The organism is Herminiimonas glaciei (genome assembly GCF_042664955.1).
Classification (GTDB): Bacteria; Pseudomonadota; Gammaproteobacteria; order Burkholderiales; family Burkholderiaceae_D; genus Oxalicibacterium; species Oxalicibacterium glaciei.
On sequence record NZ_JBHTBU010000002.1, the window covers coordinates 738767 to 758327 of the forward strand.

Annotated in this window: 20 protein-coding genes; 8 read left to right on the top strand and 12 right to left on the bottom strand. The window is 56.2% G+C overall.

Going from position 1 to position 19561, the window contains the following annotated elements; genetic code table 11:
* Nucleotides 1–21: 21 nt before the first annotated feature.
* Nucleotides 22–1146, bottom strand: coding sequence for an MlaE family ABC transporter permease (locus ACFQPC_RS14345; RefSeq protein ID WP_382272953.1), 1125 nt, complete (start codon nucleotides 1144–1146; stop codon nucleotides 22–24).
* A 130-nt stretch (nucleotides 1147–1276) separates the two neighbouring features.
* Between ACFQPC_RS14345 and ACFQPC_RS14350 the strand changes: the two genes are divergently transcribed.
* From ACFQPC_RS14350 to ACFQPC_RS14360, 3 genes are read left to right on the top strand one after another with little or no spacing between them, the layout of a single operon-like run.
* Nucleotides 1277–2068, top strand: a complete 792-nt coding sequence (locus ACFQPC_RS14350) for a biotin--[acetyl-CoA-carboxylase] ligase (protein ID WP_382272552.1) — start codon at nucleotides 1277–1279, stop codon at nucleotides 2066–2068.
* A 4-nt stretch (nucleotides 2069–2072) separates the two neighbouring features.
* Nucleotides 2073–2855: a type III pantothenate kinase gene (locus tag ACFQPC_RS14355; protein ID WP_382272553.1), complete on the top strand. Its 783-nt coding sequence runs from the start codon at nucleotides 2073–2075 to the stop codon at nucleotides 2853–2855.
* A complete protein-coding gene (locus tag ACFQPC_RS14360) occupies nucleotides 2849–3562 on the top strand; it encodes an SPOR domain-containing protein (protein WP_382272554.1) in 714 nt (237 codons plus the stop codon). Before ACFQPC_RS14355 ends, ACFQPC_RS14360 begins: the two co-directional genes overlap by 7 nt.
* A 3-nt stretch (nucleotides 3563–3565) precedes the next feature.
* On the opposite strand, the gene ACFQPC_RS14365 is transcribed toward ACFQPC_RS14360, so the two are convergent.
* The 3 genes from ACFQPC_RS14365 to ACFQPC_RS14375 are packed head-to-tail and all read right to left on the bottom strand — an operon-like array spanning nucleotide 3566 to nucleotide 4592.
* Nucleotides 3566–3781, bottom strand: coding sequence for a cysteine-rich CWC family protein (locus ACFQPC_RS14365; protein WP_382272555.1), 216 nt, complete (start codon nucleotides 3779–3781; stop codon nucleotides 3566–3568).
* The gene (locus tag ACFQPC_RS14370; RefSeq protein WP_382272556.1) at nucleotides 3778–3981 is read right to left on the bottom strand and encodes a zf-HC2 domain-containing protein; all 204 of its coding nucleotides are present in this window, start codon (nucleotides 3979–3981) and stop codon (nucleotides 3778–3780) included. Before ACFQPC_RS14370 ends, ACFQPC_RS14365 begins: the two co-directional genes overlap by 4 nt.
* Before the next feature lie 14 nt (nucleotides 3982–3995).
* Entirely contained in the window at nucleotides 3996–4592 is a 597-nt protein-coding gene (locus tag ACFQPC_RS14375) for a sigma-70 family RNA polymerase sigma factor (RefSeq protein ID WP_382272557.1), read from the bottom strand.
* Nucleotides 4593–4732: 140 nt separating this feature from the next.
* On the opposite strand from ACFQPC_RS14375, the gene argB reads away from it, so the two are divergent.
* A complete protein-coding gene (gene argB / locus ACFQPC_RS14380) occupies nucleotides 4733–5626 on the top strand; it encodes an acetylglutamate kinase (RefSeq protein ID WP_012081078.1) in 894 nt (297 codons plus the stop codon).
* A gap of 101 nt (nucleotides 5627–5727) precedes the next feature.
* Here argB and ACFQPC_RS14385 read toward each other — a convergent pair whose 3' ends face one another.
* Both ACFQPC_RS14385 and ACFQPC_RS14390 read right to left on the bottom strand, forming a co-directional pair.
* Complete coding sequence (locus tag ACFQPC_RS14385) at nucleotides 5728–7404, bottom strand: putative bifunctional diguanylate cyclase/phosphodiesterase (protein ID WP_382272558.1); 1677 nt, start codon at nucleotides 7402–7404, stop codon at nucleotides 5728–5730.
* 236 nt (nucleotides 7405–7640) lie between these two features.
* The gene (locus tag ACFQPC_RS14390) at nucleotides 7641–8585 is read right to left on the bottom strand and encodes a TraB/GumN family protein (RefSeq protein WP_382272559.1); all 945 of its coding nucleotides are present in this window, start codon (nucleotides 8583–8585) and stop codon (nucleotides 7641–7643) included.
* A 43-nt stretch (nucleotides 8586–8628) separates the two neighbouring features.
* Here ACFQPC_RS14390 and ACFQPC_RS14395 point away from each other — a divergent pair, with 43 nt between their 5' ends.
* The 3 genes from ACFQPC_RS14395 (at nucleotide 8629) to pabB (ending at nucleotide 11989) form a co-directional block, all read left to right on the top strand.
* Nucleotides 8629–9354 (top strand): pyrimidine 5'-nucleotidase, encoded by a 726-nt coding sequence (locus ACFQPC_RS14395; RefSeq protein ID WP_382272560.1) that lies wholly within the window; start codon nucleotides 8629–8631, stop codon nucleotides 9352–9354.
* 67 nt (nucleotides 9355–9421) lie between these two features.
* On the top strand, nucleotides 9422–9997 hold the full coding sequence (gene slmA / locus ACFQPC_RS14400) for a nucleoid occlusion factor SlmA (RefSeq protein ID WP_382272561.1): 576 nt from the start codon (nucleotides 9422–9424) through the stop codon (nucleotides 9995–9997).
* A gap of 141 nt (nucleotides 9998–10138) precedes the next feature.
* The gene (pabB, locus tag ACFQPC_RS14405) at nucleotides 10139–11989 is read left to right on the top strand and encodes an aminodeoxychorismate synthase component I (protein ID WP_382272562.1); all 1851 of its coding nucleotides are present in this window, start codon (nucleotides 10139–10141) and stop codon (nucleotides 11987–11989) included.
* An 8-nt stretch (nucleotides 11990–11997) separates the two neighbouring features.
* On the opposite strand, the gene ACFQPC_RS14410 is transcribed toward pabB, so the two are convergent.
* The 3 genes from ACFQPC_RS14410 to ACFQPC_RS14420 form a co-directional block, all read right to left on the bottom strand.
* Complete coding sequence (locus ACFQPC_RS14410; protein ID WP_382272563.1) at nucleotides 11998–13281, bottom strand: HAMP domain-containing sensor histidine kinase; 1284 nt, start codon at nucleotides 13279–13281, stop codon at nucleotides 11998–12000.
* Nucleotides 13274–13993 (bottom strand): response regulator, encoded by a 720-nt coding sequence (locus tag ACFQPC_RS14415; RefSeq protein ID WP_465261806.1) that lies wholly within the window; start codon nucleotides 13991–13993, stop codon nucleotides 13274–13276. Before ACFQPC_RS14415 ends, ACFQPC_RS14410 begins: the two co-directional genes overlap by 8 nt.
* A gap of 76 nt (nucleotides 13994–14069) precedes the next feature.
* Complete coding sequence (locus ACFQPC_RS14420; protein WP_382272564.1) at nucleotides 14070–14672, bottom strand: Spy/CpxP family protein refolding chaperone; 603 nt, start codon at nucleotides 14670–14672, stop codon at nucleotides 14070–14072.
* A 309-nt stretch (nucleotides 14673–14981) separates the two neighbouring features.
* Between ACFQPC_RS14420 and ACFQPC_RS14425 the strand changes: the two genes are divergently transcribed.
* Complete coding sequence (locus tag ACFQPC_RS14425) at nucleotides 14982–15782, top strand: type IV pili methyl-accepting chemotaxis transducer N-terminal domain-containing protein (protein WP_382272565.1); 801 nt, start codon at nucleotides 14982–14984, stop codon at nucleotides 15780–15782.
* Here ACFQPC_RS14425 and ACFQPC_RS14430 read toward each other — a convergent pair.
* The 3 genes from ACFQPC_RS14430 to ACFQPC_RS14440 form a co-directional block, all read right to left on the bottom strand.
* On the bottom strand, nucleotides 15779–16531 hold the full coding sequence (locus tag ACFQPC_RS14430; RefSeq protein ID WP_382272566.1) for a HesA/MoeB/ThiF family protein: 753 nt from the start codon (nucleotides 16529–16531) through the stop codon (nucleotides 15779–15781). The two genes, ACFQPC_RS14425 and ACFQPC_RS14430, sit on opposite strands and share 4 nt — an antisense overlap.
* A gap of 90 nt (nucleotides 16532–16621) precedes the next feature.
* Entirely contained in the window at nucleotides 16622–18115 is a 1494-nt protein-coding gene (locus ACFQPC_RS14435) for a S41 family peptidase (protein ID WP_382272567.1), read from the bottom strand.
* A 2-nt stretch (nucleotides 18116–18117) separates the two neighbouring features.
* Entirely contained in the window at nucleotides 18118–19482 is a 1365-nt protein-coding gene (locus tag ACFQPC_RS14440) for a murein hydrolase activator EnvC family protein (RefSeq protein WP_382272568.1), read from the bottom strand.
* Nucleotides 19483–19561: the final 79 nt, after the last annotated feature.

The following is a 19561-nucleotide window of genomic DNA, read 5'->3' on the forward strand; positions in this document are numbered from 1 at the left end:
TGTGGTCTATGTCGGGCAGCATCAGAATCCCACTCCGCTGAAGACGATCGCAAATACCGCATCGGCCAGGATCACGACGGTGATCGCGGTCACGACCGAAATGGTGGTGCCTTCGCCCAGGCTCTCGGTATTCGGTTTGATACGCAAGCCGAAATGACAGGCGACCAGTGCAATCAGGCTACCGAACACCACGCCTTTGCCGAGTCCTATCCAATAGTTTGCCAGCGGCACTGCATCCGGCAACTCGCGCAAGAAGTACTTGAACGACAAGCCCAGCTCCGCATTCGCTGCCGCCATGCCGCCGATCAAGGCCATCGCATCAGTCCAGACCACCAGCAAGGGCATCGAAATTGCCAATGCAATGACTTTTGGCATGATCAGGCGGTAACCGTGCGGCAAGCCCATCACCAGCATCGCATCCAATTCTTCCGTCACCCGCATCACACCTAACTGCGCGGTAATCGACGAGCCGGAGCGACCGGCTACCAGGATGGCCGCCAGCAAGGGGCCGAGTTCGCGGATTACGCTCATGCCGAGGATATTGACGAGGAAAATATCACCACCAAACTGATGCAATTGTTGTGCCGACAAATAAGACAGCACGACGCCGATTAAAAATCCGACCAGTGCGGTAATGCCCAATGCCTGATAGCCGGTATGGAAAATATTGGCAGAGATTTCCTTCCATGGTCCGCGCTGTGGTTGTCGTATGAAGCGTCCCATATCCATCACCAGTTGGCCGATCAGGGTGATGAAGCCGAGCATATGATCGGCCATCCTCAACTTGAATTGCAGATAGGCGGAGAAGGTATACCAGCGATGTTGTGGCGGCTTCTTGACTTGCAGCGTGCCGGTTTGTTCCAGGCGCTTGAAAAAAGTTTCGTGTTGCGGAGCCAGCGCCAGTTGTGCCGGGCGCTTCTTGCCCCACGCATTCCACAGCAACTGCGCACCGATGTAATCGAGCGCCTCTATGCCGCTTAAATCCCAGCGCGCTTCATCGACCTTGCGCACGCTGCGCAGGGTGGCCGTCAGTTTGTCCATCGCGCCCGGATCGATCAGTGCACGCACCTGCCACGACCCTGCTGCGATCACAGTGGCCTGGTCGTTCTGCGTGTAGCTGAGGGTGGGCGACGCGGAGTTATGCATGCAGGCAAGTGTAAGGGAGAATGCCATTTGCGTCACGCCGCTACTTCGCGGGCGTATTTACAGCCAGTCTGCACTCATTTCGATACAGGCTCCAGTTTCGCCGGGGCAAGCATCCCGCTACAATGCGCACATGACTCCACTCCCATCAGCACAACGACTGGCCGGCCTGTGCACCACTGCGGCGCACGCTATCGCGCTGGAGATAGTGGCGGAAACCGGTTCGACCAATGTCGATTTGCTGGCGCGCGCGGCGCATTTGCAGCAGCCGACGCTGTTGTGGGCGCAGCTGCAAACCGCCGGCAAGGGGCGTGCCGGTCGCGCCTGGCATACGCCGGCGGGTGCCGCGCTGACTTTTTCGCTGGCGTGGAAATTCAATTTGCCCGTGCAGGGTTTGCTGGGCCTGCCGCTGGCGGTCGGCGTCGTGATTGCGGAAGCCTTGCGTACTTTTGGCGTCGACGCGCGCTTGAAATGGCCCAACGATGTTTTGAAAGACGATGGCAAGCTGGCCGGGATACTGATCGAAACAGTGACAGACAAGACCGGGCGGCAAGCAACCTGGGCCGTGATCGGGATCGGGATTAATATTGCCCAGGCTTCCGGCTTGAGCATGCAAACCGGCCGCGCGGTAGTTGCGGCGACGGAACTGGCGGCAGAACCTGAGCGTGCCATGGCGGCCTTGCTGGATGGTTTCGCGCAGGCTTTGCCGCGCTTCGAGCAGCAGGGTTTTGCGGGCTTTGTCGACGCCTGGAATGCGCTGGATGCTTACGCCGGTGAGCCGGTAAATATTCTCGACCAGGGGCAGGTATTGCATACTGGTTATGCTGCCGGCGTGGATGCAGGCGGGCGCTTGTTACTGGATACTGCGCAAGGTCGCATCACAGTGCTTGCCGGCGATGTATCGTTGCGGATCAGGGAGGATTGAGGCGATGCTGCTATTAGTCGATGCAGGCAATACCAGAATCAAATGGGCGCTGGTCGATAGATCCGCGCCGGAACAGACGCCGGGCAAATGGCTGCAGCAGGGTAGCGTCGCGCATGCGGATGCTGCTACCTTGATTGATGCATGGCGTGGCTTCAGCATAGGCCGTGTGATGTTGTCGAATGTGGCAGGCCATGAATTGCGTGGCGAACTGGAGAACGCAGTATTGCGCACATTGGGGACCAAACCGGTGGCGCTGGAGTGGTTTGCATCCGCGGCAGAATTGGGCGGCGTGCGGAATCGCTACCTGAATCCGGCGCAATTGGGCGCAGATCGTTTTGCGGCCGCGATCGGTGCGCATGCCTTGTTTCCCGAGGGACCGCTGGTGGTGGCGACGTGCGGTACGGCGACCACTGTCGATGCCTTGAGTGCAGAAGGTGAATTCATCGGCGGCATGATCTTGCCGGGTTTGGGTTTGATGGCGACGTCACTGGCCAAGAACACCGCGCAATTACCGCAAGTCGCGCTGCAAACCAGTTTGACGCAACCTTTTGCCGATAATACCGATGCGGCTATCGTCAGTGGTTGCCTGGCGGCGCAAGCCGGCGCCATCGAGCGTGCGGTAGCGGCGCAAATGCGTACTTATCCCAATCTGCCTATTCCTTGCATACTGGCGGGTGGCGCGGCAGACTTGATTGCGCCGCATCTTTCGATTGATTACACACGTGTCGACAATCTGGTCCTGATCGGCTTGCATACGGTAGCGCTTCAACATTCTCCAACATGTTAAAAATCCTGTTCGGCTTATTGTTACTGATTAATGGCGGCTTGTATGCGTTCCAGCATGGTTATCTGGATGCGCTGATTCCGCCCAGCCACGATCCTTTGCGCTTAAAGCAGCAATTGCATCCGGATCAGTTGAAATTGCTGCCCTTGCCGGTCGAGAATGGCGCAGCTGAGAAAGTGGAAAAAGTCGCGGCAGCAGAGCCGGAAAAAATCCCGCAAATCACGGAGAAAGCCAGCGATGTAGTGGCCTGTACCGAGATTGGTAATTTCGATGCGGCGGAGGCCAAAAACTTTGAAGCGAAGCTGGCAGCCCTGACTTTGGGCGACCGCCTGACGCGCCGTCCGGTGCAGGAAAATGCGCGCTTTATCGTCTATATCCCGCCACTCGCGAATAAGGAAGCCGCGGATAAAAAAGGCGGCGAATTGAAGCGGCTGGGCGTGGATGATTTCTTTGTAATTACTGAACATACCCCTTTGCAGTGGGGTATTTCGCTCGGCATCTTCAAATCTGAAGAAGCCGCACGGAATCATCTCGCCGCGTTGAATCAAAAGGGCGTGCGTAGCGCACGGGTTGGTCCGCACAATGTTGCAGCACCTAAATTTGCCTATCAATTGCGCCGGATAGACGCGAGCACCAAAGCCGGCCTGGATAAAATCCGCGCCACCTTCCCGCGCCAGGAAGAGCGTGCCTGCAGCAACACGGCGGCCTGAAGTTCAGGCTTTAGTGGCTGCTATCGTTGCGGCTTGCCGCCGCGCCCGCAAGGCGGCCAGGCAAGTCGGACACATGCAAGTCCTGGCACTGCCGTCGGCATTGCGCAGCACTTCAGTTTTGGGTGCAGTCGGCAGTGCGGTACACCAGCAGGCTTCGTTGTTAGCGGTGTCGACCATGCCGCATGAAAATGCCGCGCCACATTGCGAGCAAGAACTCATTTTTCTTTCTTTTCCGTAGTGTCGATAAGCGGCATTTTGCGCATCGCATTGCGCAAGATACCGAGCTGCGCATGAAAACCGCGACAGGCGTCGCATACCAGTAAATGCATGCGCATGCGCAAGGTTTCCCCCACGCTTAAGGGGCGGTCCAGCCTGGCCGATGCCAATTGGTGTACTTCTTTGCAAGTGGGGAGTTCCATGGCGTTCCAGTGAATTATCGAGGAGCGGGCTGATGACCGAACCAGTTCAGGTCGAGGCAGGCGCGCAAATGCAGGCGAGCGCGGTATAACATCACCCAGGCATTAGACGAGGAAATACCCAATTCCTTACAGATTTCTTCGGTTTCCAGCTCCAGCCACTCGCGCATCATGAAAATGCGCGCGGTTTTTGCCGGTAGTTTCTCCAGGCAAATTTCCAGCACGCGGAAGAAGTCCTGTTCCTGTACCGTCGCCACCGGATCACTCCAGGCTTGCGGCGTTTCGCGCGCATGGCCATCGGCGGTGAAGAGCGCATCGATCAAATCATCATCCGATTGCTCGTCGTGCCCCTCGAATTGACGCGTACGCTGGCCGGCGCGCAGCGCGTCGATGATCTTGTACTTCATGATGGCAGTGACATAAGTACGCAGTGAAGACTGCCCGGCAAAGTTGTCCGGTTTTTCCAGGACTGCGATCAATGCATCCTGCACCACGTCTTCGGCTTGAGCCTGGTCACGTAATTGCAGCAGTGCAAAGCGCAGCAAGGCCGGGCGCAATGATTCCAGTTCCAGTGTCAATTCAGTAGGCGGTGCGGAGGGAGAATCGGGCTTCATTGCAGGTGGTTTTGTCGTTTGGGCAATACAGCAGCCGAATATTCATGGAAATTCCGGCAAAGAGCCAAGAAATCAATTGGCATTCGCTGTAAAATCGCGGTCATCCATTTTCAGAACCTTTCAAACCCAACTTGACCGATATGAACGCTGATCTTACTGTAGTTTCGCCACAAATACAGGCGCAAATTCTGGCCGAGGCGCTGCCGTATATCCGCAAATTTCACGGCAAGACCATTGTCGTCAAATACGGCGGCAATGCGATGACCGAAGAACGCCTGAAGCACGGCTTCGCACGCGACGTGATTTTATTGAAACTGGTCGGCATGAATCCGGTCGTGGTGCATGGCGGCGGTCCGCAAATCGATAACGCGCTGAAAAAAATCGGCAAGCAAGGCACCTTCGTGCAAGGCATGCGCATCACCGACGAAGAAACGATGGAAGTCGTGGAGTGGGTGCTGGGCGGCGAAGTGCAGCAGGATATCGTGATGCTGATCAACCACTATGGCGGCCAGGCAGTCGGCCTGACCGGCAAGGATGGCGGCTTGATCCGTGCCAAGAAGATGCAGATGCCGGACAAGGAACATCCGGGTCAATTCCTCGACATCGGTTTTGTCGGCGATATCGAAGCAATCAATCCGGCGGTCGTGAAAGCGTTGCAGGATGATGCCTTCATTCCTATCATTTCGCCTATCGGCTTCGGCGACGATGGCCAGGCTTACAACATCAATGCTGACGTCGTGGCCGGCAAGATTGCAGAAATCCTGAAAGCTGAAAAGCTGATCATGATGACGAATATCGCCGGTGTACAAGACAAGCAGGGTAATCTGCTGACGGACTTGTCAGCCCGTGAAATCGATGAAATGTTTGAAGACGGCACCATCTCCGGCGGCATGCTGCCGAAGATTTCATCGGCTTTGGATGCGGCTAAATCCGGCGTCAATACCGTGCACATTATCGATGGCCGTATCGAACATTCGCTGTTGCTGGAAGTGTTGACCGAACAGGCGTTCGGCACCATGATCCGTTCGCACTGATACATTTGAACTGAGTAAATTCAGTTCAAAAAAAGCGTAAGGACTATCTGGTCCTTACGCTTTTTTTATATGTACGCCGGGAAGCTGATGTCGTATTTCATCTATGCCGGCAGCGACAGGTTCTCAGCCTGGTACTGTGCATGCCATTTCTCGAATTCTGCTGCCGGCAGCGGGCGCGAAATCATATAGCCCTGTGCAATATCGCAGCCCAAATCAGACAGCAATCTATACGCGCTTTGTTCTTCCACGCCTTCGGCGATAGTTTGCATACCCATCTTGTGCGCCAGCGTGACGGCGGCTTCAACAATATGCACGGCACCTTTATCGTCGGGCAGGCGGCGCACGAAGGATTGATCGATCTTGATCAATGAGATAGGCAGTTGATGCAAATATTGCAGCGATGAATAACCGGTACCAAAGTCATCGATGGAGATCGTGATCTTGGCTTCTGCCAGGCGACTCAATTCGACAATGGTGCGCGCGATATCGGTCATCAAAGCGCCTTCGGTCACTTCCAGTTCCAGTGACTGGCCGCTGACGTCATAGCGTTGCAAGAGCGATAGTACGAGGTCGGAGAAGCCCGGTTGCAGCAGATTGCGCGGCGAGATATTGACCGCTATCGGCAGGTGTATGCCTTGCTGGCGCCACAGGACAATCTGCTTCATTGCCTGTTCCAGCGCGAATTCGGTAATCAGGTTGATGAGCGTACTTTGTTCGGCGCGCGGAATGAAAATGGCCGGCGGGATATTGCCGCGCTCCGGATGATTCCAGCGCATCAATGCTTCGACGCTGTGCACTTCGCCGGTACGGATGCAGATCTTCGGCTGATAGTGCAACGAGAGCTGGCCTTCCTTGATGGCGCTCATCAGGTTGCCGAGGATGGAGAGGTTTTCTTTCGCAAAGTTGCTGGTTTCCGGGCTGTAGGCCACGCAATCCAGTGCATCTTCGTCGGCGGAAATCAGTGCGGATTCCGCTCTTTGCAGGTAAAACTCGGGCGATTGTATGACTTTGCCGAAGGTGGCGTAGCCGAGGCGGGAGTCGGCATGGATAGGTATGGCGTTGAATTGATATGGTTGGCGCGCACCCCTGACCAAGTCCGCGAGCAGTAGGTTGATTGTTTGGGCATCCCGATTCTTGATCAGGATGCCTAACTGCTCTGGGTCGATGCGATAGACCTGTACTTTGTCCTGCAAAATATTGGTATAGCGTGCCGCAGATTGGCGTATTACTTCTTCGATCACGTCGAAACCAAAGGCCGATTTTAATTCCATTGCATTCTGCAACGAGACCACGACGAGTACGTGCAGGTTGGCGTTGCTTTTTACTTTCGGTAATTCGGCCAGCGCATCGAGCAGGGCACTGCGGTTCGGTAACTGGGTGGCCAGGTCATGGCGCGCGATCCATTTCAGGTGCCGCAGATAAGACCTGACGCTATCGCTGGCGCCGCCGCAGGAAAATCCAACCAGCATGAAGAAGCCGGTGCGGTATAGCCAGTTGAGCATTGCCTGTTGTTCGCCGGTGCTGACGTCGATCGGCATGAAAGGACCCAGCACAATACCGCCTATCAGGCCTACTACCAGGCCGCCCCGCATACCGAATACAAAGCCCGCCAGCATGATGGGCAAATACATTGAATGGGAATAAACGAATTTAATGCCGCCGGTGATGTAAACCAATGAATACACACCGCAAACCATTGCGATAAGGATGGGTACCATGGCTATCCGTATCGCACGGATATGTACGGCCAACCATTCGAACAATCGCATAGTGTTCATCAGACATTCCTTCGGGAGGCAACATCAGTTTGGTGCGGGGTCGGTGCTTATTCTTGAGTGTAGTGTTGAAATCGATGTAACTATCCGGGAATAGCGAGGCGCCAGATTCTGCGTCTTTTTCTTTGCGGAGATTTCCTGAATGCATGTTGCCACGGGAAAATGAATTCCGCAAATAAAGTTATTTATGACAACTTTTCCGGGCCTAAGGCCAGCCCGGAGAGCCTGAGGTGGCGGGGTTAATAGAGCTTTTGCACCTGGTAACCGCGTTGTTGCAGCAGGCTGGGTACGCCCTTGTCGCCGAGCAGATGTAGCGCGCCAACCGCCACAAAGCTGTTTTTATCGGTTTTCAACAAGGCTTCTACTTGTTTCGCCATATTTGGATTGCGCTGATCGAGCAAGACTTTTTGCAGGAAGCGGTCCGAGGCGTTTTCCCCTTTTTGCATTTCAAGCAGGGCGGCATCCAGTGCCTTCGCGTCGGCGATTTGCCATGCATTGATCAACGCCAGTGCTTTCTTCATCGCCTCTCCGCTGGCCAGTTCGTGCAGGTTTTCGACCAGGTATGCTTCCTGTTCTGCATCGCTCATGCTATCGAAGAGTGAAAGTTGGTAGTCTGCCGTTTCCAGTTCCTGTACTTTTTTCTTTTGTTTTTCGGCGATGGCGAGGAAGTGCAGCTCTATTCCCTGCTCGGTCGGGAAGCCATTGCGCGCCATTTCTTGCACCAGTAGCAGATTGGCGACCATCCACGGTTTCATCCGTACGATGCTTTCAAATGGCGTGCCGCTGCGGCGCAGGGCCTGGCGCAACTGGGCGGTGGCATCGGCCGACAGATGCTGGTTAATGGTTTGTCCGTCCGGGTAGAGGCCATGGCGCATAATGGCCTGACGCATGGCCCCGGTGTTACGGATGTCAACTTCGATGACCAGTTTCTTCGCCGCTGTCAGCGCTTGTGTGACTTGCGGCTCGAGTGGGTAAAATGCAGTCTTGCCGACATGTACCGTACCGAACAGATAACTGGTATTGCCGCGATAGGCGACGCGATACAGGGTGCCACGCTGTGGGGCGCCGGTTTGTTGCGTTGCTTTTTGTGCGGCGGTGGCGGGTCCTGATGAGGTGTCGGCCTGTGTGCTGCCCGTGAACAGGCCCACGAGTACGGTAAAGGCAAAAACGATGGTACGACGCATGCAACTCCCTTAATGTTTTGAATACCCGACAAGAATATAAACGATGCCCAAGCTGACCTGGCTGTTCGACCTGGATAACACGCTGCACAATGCCTCGCATGCAATCTTCCCCGCGATTCATCACAATATGAACATCTATATCGCCCAGGTCTTGCAGCAGAGGGGTCTGGTTTCGGATGAGGCGGCGGTCAATGCCGCGCGCGTCGCCTATTGGCAGCGTTATGGTGCGACTTTGCTCGGTATGGTAAATCATCACCAGGTCAGGCCTGAGGATTTCTTGCGCGAAGCGCATCGTTTTGACGATCTGCCGACCATGATACGCGCCGAGCGCGGGTTGGCGCGCCTGCTGCGTCGCCTGCCAGGACGCAAGATATTGCTGACGAATGCACCACGCCGTTATTCACGTGACGTATTACGCCACCTCGGCCTGCATCGGCATTTTGCCAAACACATGCCGATAGAAGCGATGCGCGTACATGGTCGCCTGAGGCCCAAGCCATCGAAGCAAATGCTGCGTAAATTGCTGGCGCGGGAAGGCATCAGTGCGCAGCGTTGTGTACTGGTGGAGGATACCGTGAGCCACCTGAAGGGGGCCAAGGAGCTGGGTATGGGCACGGCCTGGGTGACGCAGTACCTGGCCGCCGATTCCAACAAGCAGGCGCTGACTGGCTATCGCGCAACAGTCGGCTGCACAAAACGCCCAATTTATGTCGATGTCAAAGTAAAATCCGTAGGGCAACTATTCAGGCAGTTGCACCGATTGCGCTAGCGGCGAGTTGAGTCACTGCTATCCGCAGTATGAGTTTTAGATTGCTAACCTACATATAAAAATTATTATGGCAACTACAAAACCAGGTGAACGCAAGCTGCAGATACTCCAGACATTGGCGACTATGCTGGAGCAGCCGAAAGGGGAGAAAATCACCACCGCAGCACTGGCGGCACGGCTCGATGTGTCGGAAGCTGCGCTGTACCGGCATTTCGCCAGCAAGGCGCAAATGTTCGAGGGCCTGATCGAATTCATTGAATCGACGGTATTCGGCCTGATCAATAAAATCACCGAGCAGCAGGAAAACGGCTTGTCGCAGGTACAGGCAATGATCCTTATGTTGCTTAACTTCGCCGAGCGCAATCCCGGCATGACGCGCGTGATGATAGGTGATGCATTGGTCAATGAAGATGAGCGCCTGCAAACGCGCATGAATCAATTCATAGACCGTATCGAGCTGGCGTTCAAGCAATCGCTGCGCATCGCTGCGACGCAAGGGCAGGCAAATGAATCGGATGTGGCGGTGCGTGCCAACCTGATTGCCAATGCGGTGCTCGGGCATTGGCAACGTTATGCCAAAACTGGTTTCAAACAAAGTCCGTCCGAGCATGCATCGGCGCAAATAGCGATATTGCTGGCCTGAGGCTGGCATACCACGGACTCGCTGGCGCCTGCCGCCGGCAATCTTTCCAAACACTGACGGAATGCCGCCCGGCACGCCTGAAAATATTCGGGCGCGCTTGGTCGTACAATAGCGACTTGCTTCGCATTCCTTGCCTGACCTATGTCTTTGTTTACCCCTGCAGATTCCACCAGTAGCAGCTGCTTTGCCTTGCTCGACGATATCGACGCCAGCGCAGCAGATGCACGTTCACGCCTGTATACCGGCCATATCGGTGTGTTGGCGTGTCGACAGGCGGTGCAACTGCCGGCTTTATTGCAGGAGATGCAGCAGGCTTTGCAGCAGGGAAAATTCGCGGTCGGCCTGTTTGCTTACGAGCTGGGCGCCGATATGCATGGGATAGACGCGCATGCCGGCGGTCAGGCTGTGGCTGAAATCCTTTTATTCGAACGTTGCGAACACCTGTCTTCGTCGCAGGTGCAGGCATGGCTGCAGGCACAGGACTCATCTGCAGCCGCCGGTATTGCGCAGGTAGCGGCGGATACCGACGAAGCCGGATTCTGTGCGGCGCTTGCGCGCATACAGGCTTATATCGCGGCGGGTGACACCTACCAGGTGAACTACACTTATCGGCTGCGCTTCGATGCCTATGGTCCCGTACATGCGCTGTACCGTCGCTTGCGTGAACGCCAGCCGGTGCCGTATGGCGCTTTGCTCGGTTTGCCGGATGGACGTGCCGTATTGTCTTTGTCGCCGGAGTTATTCGTGCGTCACGACGATGGTGTGCTGACTGTGCGTCCAATGAAAGGCACGGCTGCGGCCAGCGGTGATGCGCAACTGGACCAGGGGGCGGCGGATGCATTGGCTGCCGATACCAAAAACCGTGCCGAGAACCTGATGATCGTCGACCTCTTGCGCAACGACCTCGGTCGGGTTGCCAGGACGGGCTCGGTCAAGGTCGATAAGCTGTTTGATGTGCAGCGTTACAGCAGCGTGCTGCAGATGACGTCTACCGTGCATGCACAGTTGCATGAATCAGCGGGTTTGCCCGAGATCTTCGCTGCGTTGTATCCCTGCGGTTCGATCACCGGTGCGCCCAAGCACAGGACGATGCAAATCATCCGTGAACTGGAGTCTAATCCACGTGGCTTGTACACCGGAGCCATTGGTTACTTCGACCCGCCGCAAGCAGGGCAAGCACTGGGCAACTTCTGCCTGTCGGTGCCGATCCGTACTTTACAGTTGCAAGCACAAAATCGCGACGGCATACGCAAGGGCGAGATGGGCGTCGGTGCCGGCATCGTATATGACAGCGTCGCGCTGGATGAATATGAAGAATGCCGTCTCAAGGCGCGCTTCCTGATTGATATGCAGGCTGAATTTGAATTGTTTGAAACCATGCATGCGACGCGCGTGTATGGGTGTCGCCATCTGGATCGGCATTTGCAGCGGCTGGCTTTATCCGCCGCTTATTTCAACTTTACCTTTGATGAGCAAAAGATCCGCACGGTACTTGATGCAATTTGTGCGGCTTTGCCGGATGAGCTTGGGTACAGATTGCGCTTTGCGTTGAGGCAGGACGGCAGCCATACGATACAGACGGCGGCGCTGACTGCATTGGTCGAGCCGGTCAAGTTACTGTTGGCAGGGCAGGCGATGGATGCGAATGATCTTTTCCTGCGTCACAAAAGCACGATACGTACGGTCTATGACGCGGCATGGCGCGCGGCGGAACAGCAAGGGGCTTTCGACCAACTGTTTTGCAATACGCAGGGCGAGGTGACTGAAGGTGGCCGCAGTACCTTGTTCGTAAAATTGCAGGGTCAGTGGTACACGCCACCGCTCACCAGCGGTTTGTTGCCGGGTGTGATGCGCGCGGTCGTGCTGGAAGATCCGGTATGGGATGCGCAAGAAAAAATCCTGACGCTGGATGACGCGCGCAATGCCGAACAAATTTATGTCTGCAATGCATTGCGCGGGATGGTGCCGGCTGTGATCGTCTGGAATAGTTGAACCGATAATCAGACCGGCAGTGTCACCTTGAAGCAGCTGCCACCGCCTTCGCGTCCGGTACACACAACTTCGCCGCCATGCGCACGGGCGATCTGTTGTACCAGGCTCAGGCCGAGGCCGACGCCGCCTTCACGCTCGCTGGCCCCCGGTAGTCGATAGAATGGCGCAAAGATGTTTTCACGTTCCGCCACAGGAACCCCGGGACCGCCATCGCAGACTTGCAAGACCACCTTGTTCGCGACTTTTTCCAGGCTCACATCGATGGCCGTGCCATTGCCATAACGCCGGGCGTTTTCCAGCAGGTTGCGTACCATGCGACGCAGCAGGCGGGCATCGCCGGGAATTTCTACCGACTGGGTTTCGAGTTGGGCGTCAGTGCGTGCACATTCTTCGGCGACCAGCGCAGTTAAATCTATGGGTTCAAATACCTGCACCGTATCGGCCGTCGCATCGAGGCGGCTGGCCAGCAGGATTTCATCGATCAGTTGATCCAGTTCGCCAATATTGCGTTTGAGTTCATTGCGCATTTCCGGTTGTGCATCGGCCGCCATCAATTCAACCGCCATGCGTATGCGTGCCAGCGGTGAACGCAATTCATGCGAGGCATTCGCCAGCAAGGCTTTTTGCGCATCGACCAGTGCTTCGATGCGTGCGGCAGAGCGATTGAAACTGGTGGCGAGGCGGCCGACTTCATCTTTTCCTTCGACCTTGATGCGGGTCGAAAGCTGGCCGGCACCCAATGCTTCCACACTGGTTTGCAGGCGTTCGAGGCGGCGCGTCAGGCGGCGCACGATAGGATAAGCACCGATACCCATTGCGAGGCCGATGATCACCAGTGTGGTAAAGAAACTGAACGGTGGTTTGCGCCGGCCCGGATGCTGGCCGACCAGCCAGCGATCATCCGGCAATTTGACGGCGAATACCGGTGGTCCGCCACCCAGCCAGCCGCTGCTGACCTGGGTTTCATCCAGTGGAGGCAGTTCACGGCCGATCGACGCGATTTTTTCGCGTTTGGCGGAGTACAGCGTGAGATCGGCGCGCATACGCTGACGCCAGCGGTTCAATGCTTCCTGTTGTTCTTCATTGCTGGCATCGGCCGGCGGCAAGACGTCTGCCGCAATCGCGGCAAACGATTCCAGGCTGGGGCCGATCTGGCGCGATTCGGTATTGATGCGCCAGGCGGTGGCGAACAGGATGCCCGCGATCGTCAGGCTGATCAGCATCGCCAGGTAAATGCGGATGTAGAGCCGGTGCGACCAGCTGAAACGCCCGCGTGTTGCGGTGTCAGACATCCTGCGCCTTTGCAAATACATAGCCGGCGCCGCGTACGGTGATGATGCGCTTCGGCTGTTTGGGGTCATCTTCTATCGCGGCACGCAAACGACCGATATGCACGTCGATGGAACGATCGAAGGCTTCCAGCGGTTCACCCTTGACCACGTCCATCAACTGTTCGCGCGACAAGACGCGGCCGGCGCGATCCGCCATTGCGGCCAGTAAATTGAATTGATATGAGGTGACCGGTTTTTCCTGGTCATCGAGGCGTATCACGCGCGCATCGAGATCGATTTCGAGGCGGCCGAAACGCAGGACGCGCTCATTATTGCTGGCAACGCCTTGCTGGCGTCGCAATACAGCCCGCAGCCGCGCCAGTAATTCACGCGGTTCAAACGGTTTGGGAATGTAATCATCGGCACCCAGTTCCAGGCCGACCACACGATCCATCGGATCGCCCTTGGCGGTCAGCATGACGATGGGCATCGAAGCCAGCGGTTGTGCCTGGCCGCGGATCTGGCGGCAAACGTCGAGGCCGTCCGCATCCGGCAGCATCAGGTCGAGCAGCACGATAGAGTAGGCTTGCGTCGCGGCAGCCTGCTGCAATTGCTGCAGGCCCTCGCTTGCAGTACCGCTATGCGTGACCTCGAACCCGTTCTGGTTCAGGTAAGTGGCGACCATGCTGGCTAGGCGCTGGTCGTCTTCTATCATGAGTAGGCGTTGTGTCATATGGCTAGTGTACCGCTATGAACTGCGCCCGCAGCCAATTTTATGGTTGCGGGCGCGCTCACATGGTGTAGCTGCTTTATTGGGCGGCTGGTGCCGGTGCCTTCGGTGCCTGGTCGCGATCATGGCGTGGGCCGTGACCGAAACGATGACCGAAACCACCGCGGTGCTTGCTTAGTTGTTCGACTGCTTTCACGCGTTGGGCCGGGGTCAGGACTTCTGCTGCATCAGCAAATGCCTGTGTCATACGGCGCGAACGTTGATCAGCCAGTTTTTGCTCGGTCTGGCGTACTTGTTCCAGAGCTTTGCGATCAATGGTCGGTTGTGCCAGCAGTTTCAAACCTTGCTCATGCGCTGCACGGTTTTGCTCCATCAATGGACGCAGGTCATTGAACGCAGACTTGGCGATCGCGCCGAGTTTGGTTTTTTGCTCCGGAGTGGCATCCGGTACCACGCGTTTGAGCATGTGGTCGAAGCGTTTCTCTGCGCGCTCCGGATTCATTTGTCCGTGTGGGCCGCCTTGTTTCTGTTGGGTGGCTTGCGGTGCCTGGCCTTCCTGTGCATGGCTGACGCCTATGATGGAGAATGCGCTGACGATGGCGGCGGTAGCGCCGACCATCATCAGGCGACGTGCACGACCGGCAGCTGGTATGGCAGCAATGCGTGGGGTTTGCTTGTTCATGTAAAGCTCCTTTGTCTATCAATGGTGCCTGCTGTGTGGTGCAGGCATGTTGATACTTTAGGAGGCCACTGTTGCGGGTTCGCTAGTGAGCCGTAAAGTTATGTAAAGGCCGATTAGGGGTGTCGCTGGCCCTACTTGGTGCATGAGCGGCAATTTCAGAGCTGAATCACAGGATTGCGCACTAGTTTGGGTGGCGCCGGAGGGGTGTTTTCAGTTGTCACTTGGCATAGCTTTTGCACCATGGAAAGGGTAGCTGTCTGCGCATATGCGACGCGCTATGCACCCGCCTGACGATAATAAGGAATAACAATGAACCGGCGCCACTTCCTCTGTGCCAGCCTGCTGGCAAGCCCCGTATGGTTGATGTACCCCGCGCAAGCCGAGGCGCGGATTGCGCATATTAACGATGCAATCAATAAATCCGGTCGCCAGCGCATGTTATCGCAACGCCTGGCCAAATGTTATTTGCAAGTCGGGCAGGACATCGATATGCCGCGTTCACAAAAAATATTCAATGCCTCGCTGGCCCTGTTTGAAAAGCAGTTGGGTGAGCTGGAAGCATTTGCTCCGAATGCCGAAAACAAGGCGACACTGGCCAGCTTGAAAAAGACCTGGGCGGCTTACAAAAGCGTCTTGCTGGATAAGGCGCCGAACCAGTCCGATGCGAAGGCTGTCATGCGGCTCAGTGACGAGGTGCTGGCGCTGGCACATGCGTCGACGCTGCAACTGGAAAAGATATCCGACACAGCGGTGGGTCACCTCGTCAATATCGCCGGTCGTCAACGCATGTTATCGCAGCGGATGGCGAAGTTTTACCAGGCGATCAATTGGGGTGTCGCTTCATCCGAAGCATTGGCACATCTGGTGAAAGCGCGCGATGAGTTTCTGGCGGCGATGGCGGAGCTTTCCGCTTCGCCCAAAAATACCTTGCAGATCAGGCAGGACATCATGCTGGCGCAGCAGCAATGGTTTTTCTTCGACCAGGCCTTGAAGAGCAATGCCATCAGCAGCGATAGTAAAATGCGTTTCGCTACCAATGTGGCAACCAGCAGCGAACGCATCCTCGAAACCATGGACCGGATTACCGGCATGTACGAACAGTTGGGCTAGTGAGCCTGTCCGCACACTACGCATTTCGCATTGCGTTTGACCTTGATGCTGCTCCATTCCATAGTCCGCGCATCCAGCATGAGCAAACGTCCGGCCAGTGACTGGCCGATGCCGACGATCAGCTTTAGCGCTTCGGCCGCCTGCGTGCTGCCGACTATCCCGACCAGCGGTGCGAATACACCCATGGTGCCGCAATTCACATCTTCAAATTCCTGGTCTTCCGGGAACAGGCAAGAGTAGCAGGGCGCTTGTGCGTCGCGTTGATCGAATACACTGATCTGTCCGTCAAACTTGATCGCCGCGCCGGATACCAGCGGTACGCGATTGGCGACGCAAGCACGGTTGACGGCGTGGCGGGTGGCGAAGTTATCGCAGCAATCCAGTACCACGGTTGCATTACGCACCAACTCATCGAGGCGGGCGCCGGAGACGCGTTCCTGCAGTGCGACTACCTTGATGGTCGGATTGATTTCTTCCAGCGTCTGTTTGCCGGAAGCAGCCTTGGATAGTCCTACGCGCTGGGTCGTGTGCAGGATCTGGCGCTGCAAATTGGTCAGGTCGACCGTATCGTCATCAACCAGCGTGATGGTGCCGACACCGGCCGAAGCCAGGTAGAAAGCGGCAGGCGAGCCGAGGCCGCCGGCACCGATGATGAGCACATGTGCCGCCAACAGTTTTTCCTGCCCTTCGATATCGATTTCATCGAGCAGGATGTGGCGTGAATAGCGCAGGAGTTGCTGGTCGTTCATAAATAATCCATCAGGCTGGGTGATGCAAAAAAGGCCGGTGACAATCAAAAAAAGCCGCATCGCTGCGGCCTTTTTTGTTAGCGGTCACGACTATTTTTTGTCGCCGTTTTTCGGTTCTGCTTTAGGTTCCGGTTTTGGTTCTGTCTTCGGTTTATTGATGCCGGGTTCTTCTTTTTTCGGCTCAGGTTTCGCTTTCGACAGGACGACAGGCAAACCTTTCAAGTGGTTCAGCGCTTGCGTCAACTGGAAGTCATCCTTGCTGCCGAATTCCAGTGGTTTGCGTTTTTTCTCGAGTGCAGCCAGGCGTTGCTCTTCTTCCAGTTCATCGACTGCGGCATGGACTTCAGGGCCTTTGTCTTTGTCATTGGTCAAATGCTTTTGCAAGTCTGCTTCGCGCAGGCGCAGGCCGTTCAAGCCGTCGCCATCGGCGGTTTCATCCACCATCAGATCCGGCACGATGCCTTTGGCCTGGATCGAACGGCCGCTCGGTGTGTAGTAACGTGCGGTCGTCAGTTTGACTGCGGTATCGGCAGACAACTGGCGTATGGTTTGTACCGAGCCTTTACCGAAGGTCTGGGTGCCCATGATGGTGGCGCGCTTGTGATCCTGCAGTGCGCCGGCCACGATTTCAGACGCGGACGCCGAACCGGAGTTGACCAGTACCACCATAGGGATTTTTTTCAATGCTTCCGGCAGTTTGGCGAGTGGATCACCAACTGAACGGCTGGCATAGAATTCGCGGCGTGCGTAATAGGTTTCCTTCGAGCTTGGCAACTGGCCGTTGGTGGATGTGACGACCACATCCTTCGGCAGGAAAGCTGCGGAAACGCCGATTGCGCCCGGCAAGACGCCGCCCGGATCATTGCGCAGGTCGAGTACCAAACCTTTCAGGTTAGGGTCCTGTGCATACAGGGCTGCAATTTTCTTGACCATGTCATCGATGGTCGGCTCCTGGAATTGCGAGACGCGCAACCATGCATAACCCGGTTCAACGACTTTTGCTTTCACGCTTTGCACGCGGATTTCCTGGCGCGTGATCGCGACGATGATAGGTTTGTCTTCATCCTTGCGCGCGATGGTCAGCGTGATCTTGGTGTTTGGTTCGCCGCGCATGCGCTTGACGGCTTCGTCCAGCGTCATGCCTTTGACCGGGGTCGAATCCAGGCGTGTGATCAGGTCACCTGCCTTGATGCCGGCGCGGTAAGCAGGGGAATCTTCGATCGGGGAAATGACTTTGACGTAGCCGTCTTCCATCCCGACTTCGATGCCGAGGCCGACAAACTTGCCTTGCGTACCTTCACGCAATTCCTTGAAGGCTTTCTTGTCGAGGTAGGCAGAGTGCGGATCCAGCGATGACACCATGCCGGAAATGGCTTCGGTCAACAGTTTCTTGTCGTCGACCGGTTCTACGTAATCTGATTTAATGAGCCCGAATACTTCGGACAATTGGCGTAATTCTTCCAGAGGCAAGGGCGTGCCGGCGGCATTTTTTTGCGCCATCGCGTCCAATTGTGTCCCCATCGCGATCACGCCGGCAACCATGCCTAAACCGACCAGTCCGATATTCTTGAGTTTCGTTCCCATGTTCACCTAATAGTTACCCAACTGAGCGGGTCAAACGCGCGGCCTTGGTGCCGCATTTCAAAGTATAAACCTGATTGCTCATTGCCGCCGCTATTACCTGTGCTGGCAATCACATCGCCCGATTTGACGGTGTCGCCTGCATGTTTTAGCACGGATTGATTATTGCCGTAAATCGTCATGTACTGGCTGCCATGGTCAACAATGATCAAATTGCCAAATCCGCGCAGCCATTCGGCAAAAACCACACGGCCGGCAGCCACGGCTTTGACTTCGCTGCCTTCTTCGGCACGGATGAACAAGCCTTTCCAGTTCGGGCCTTCGCCCCGTTTGCTGCCAAATTTGGCGATCAGGTCACCCCGCACCGGCAGCCGTAAACGCCCGCGCAAAGCGGCAAACGCTCCATCTTGGACGCTGGCGTCAGGTGTGAGTTCATTACGCGCCAGTGATTTGCTGGGTGGTTCGTCATCTTCAATTGCGTCTGGATTGCTGATTTTGCCATTGGCGGCACGATCTGGCGTATTGCGGGTTTTGGCTTGCGCCAGGCGTTTTTCGCGTTCGGCCTGGGCGCGGGCGATGCGCTCCTGGCGCCGCTTTTCAGCGGCTTCGGCTTCGGCCTTGCGTTGTTCCTGGATCAGCACCGCCAGCTTGTCGACCAGGCTGGAGAGGCGGCGCTCGTCCCGTTCGATATTGCCGACTTCCTTGCGTTGCGCGGCCAGTTTGCTGGAAAGCTGGGCCAGCAGGGCCGAACGCTGGGCCTTTTCCTTTTGCAGGATGGCGTGCTGTTCGCGTGCTTCGCCGGCGATTTCATCCAGTTCCAGCTTGGCATTCTGTACTTCGGCCTGGTTTTCCTCGATTGCCGCCAGGTTGGCGCGCAGCGATTCAATCAGCGTCGCCTGCGCGCGTGACACATAGCCCATGTATTGCAGCTCGCGGTTGATGCGGTTCGGGTTATCACCTGACAACAGCAGCTTGATGCGGTCTTCATTGCCGGCGACATATTGTTCACGCAGCAGCTTGGCCAATTGTTCTTGCTGGGCTTCGACGACTTTCTTGAGGGCGGCTTGCTGTTTGGATAAGTCGCCGAGTTTGGCTTCGGTTTGCCTTTGTTCCTGCGCCAGGTCGTTCAGGTTACGCTTGGCGTCGGAGATGGCTTCTTCCGATTTGGCAAGCGCATCGGCGGCATAGCTTTTGGCAGTTTCTGTCTTGTCTATGCTGCGTTTGAGCGTATTGAGCTTTTGCCGCAGGTCGGCGCGTTCGGTTTCGGCGACCTTTTTTTGCTTGCTGCGATCGGTCGCTTTTTGTGCGTGAGCCGGGCTCATTACGCCGAAAGTGAGCGCCAGCGCGGTGATGGCGGCGAAAACGCGCATGCCCGTGCGGCCTGGAAGGAGCGGGCGGACGGGCATGGCGGACTTGCTATTAGTGCGTGTTGGCAATGAAATTGGCACT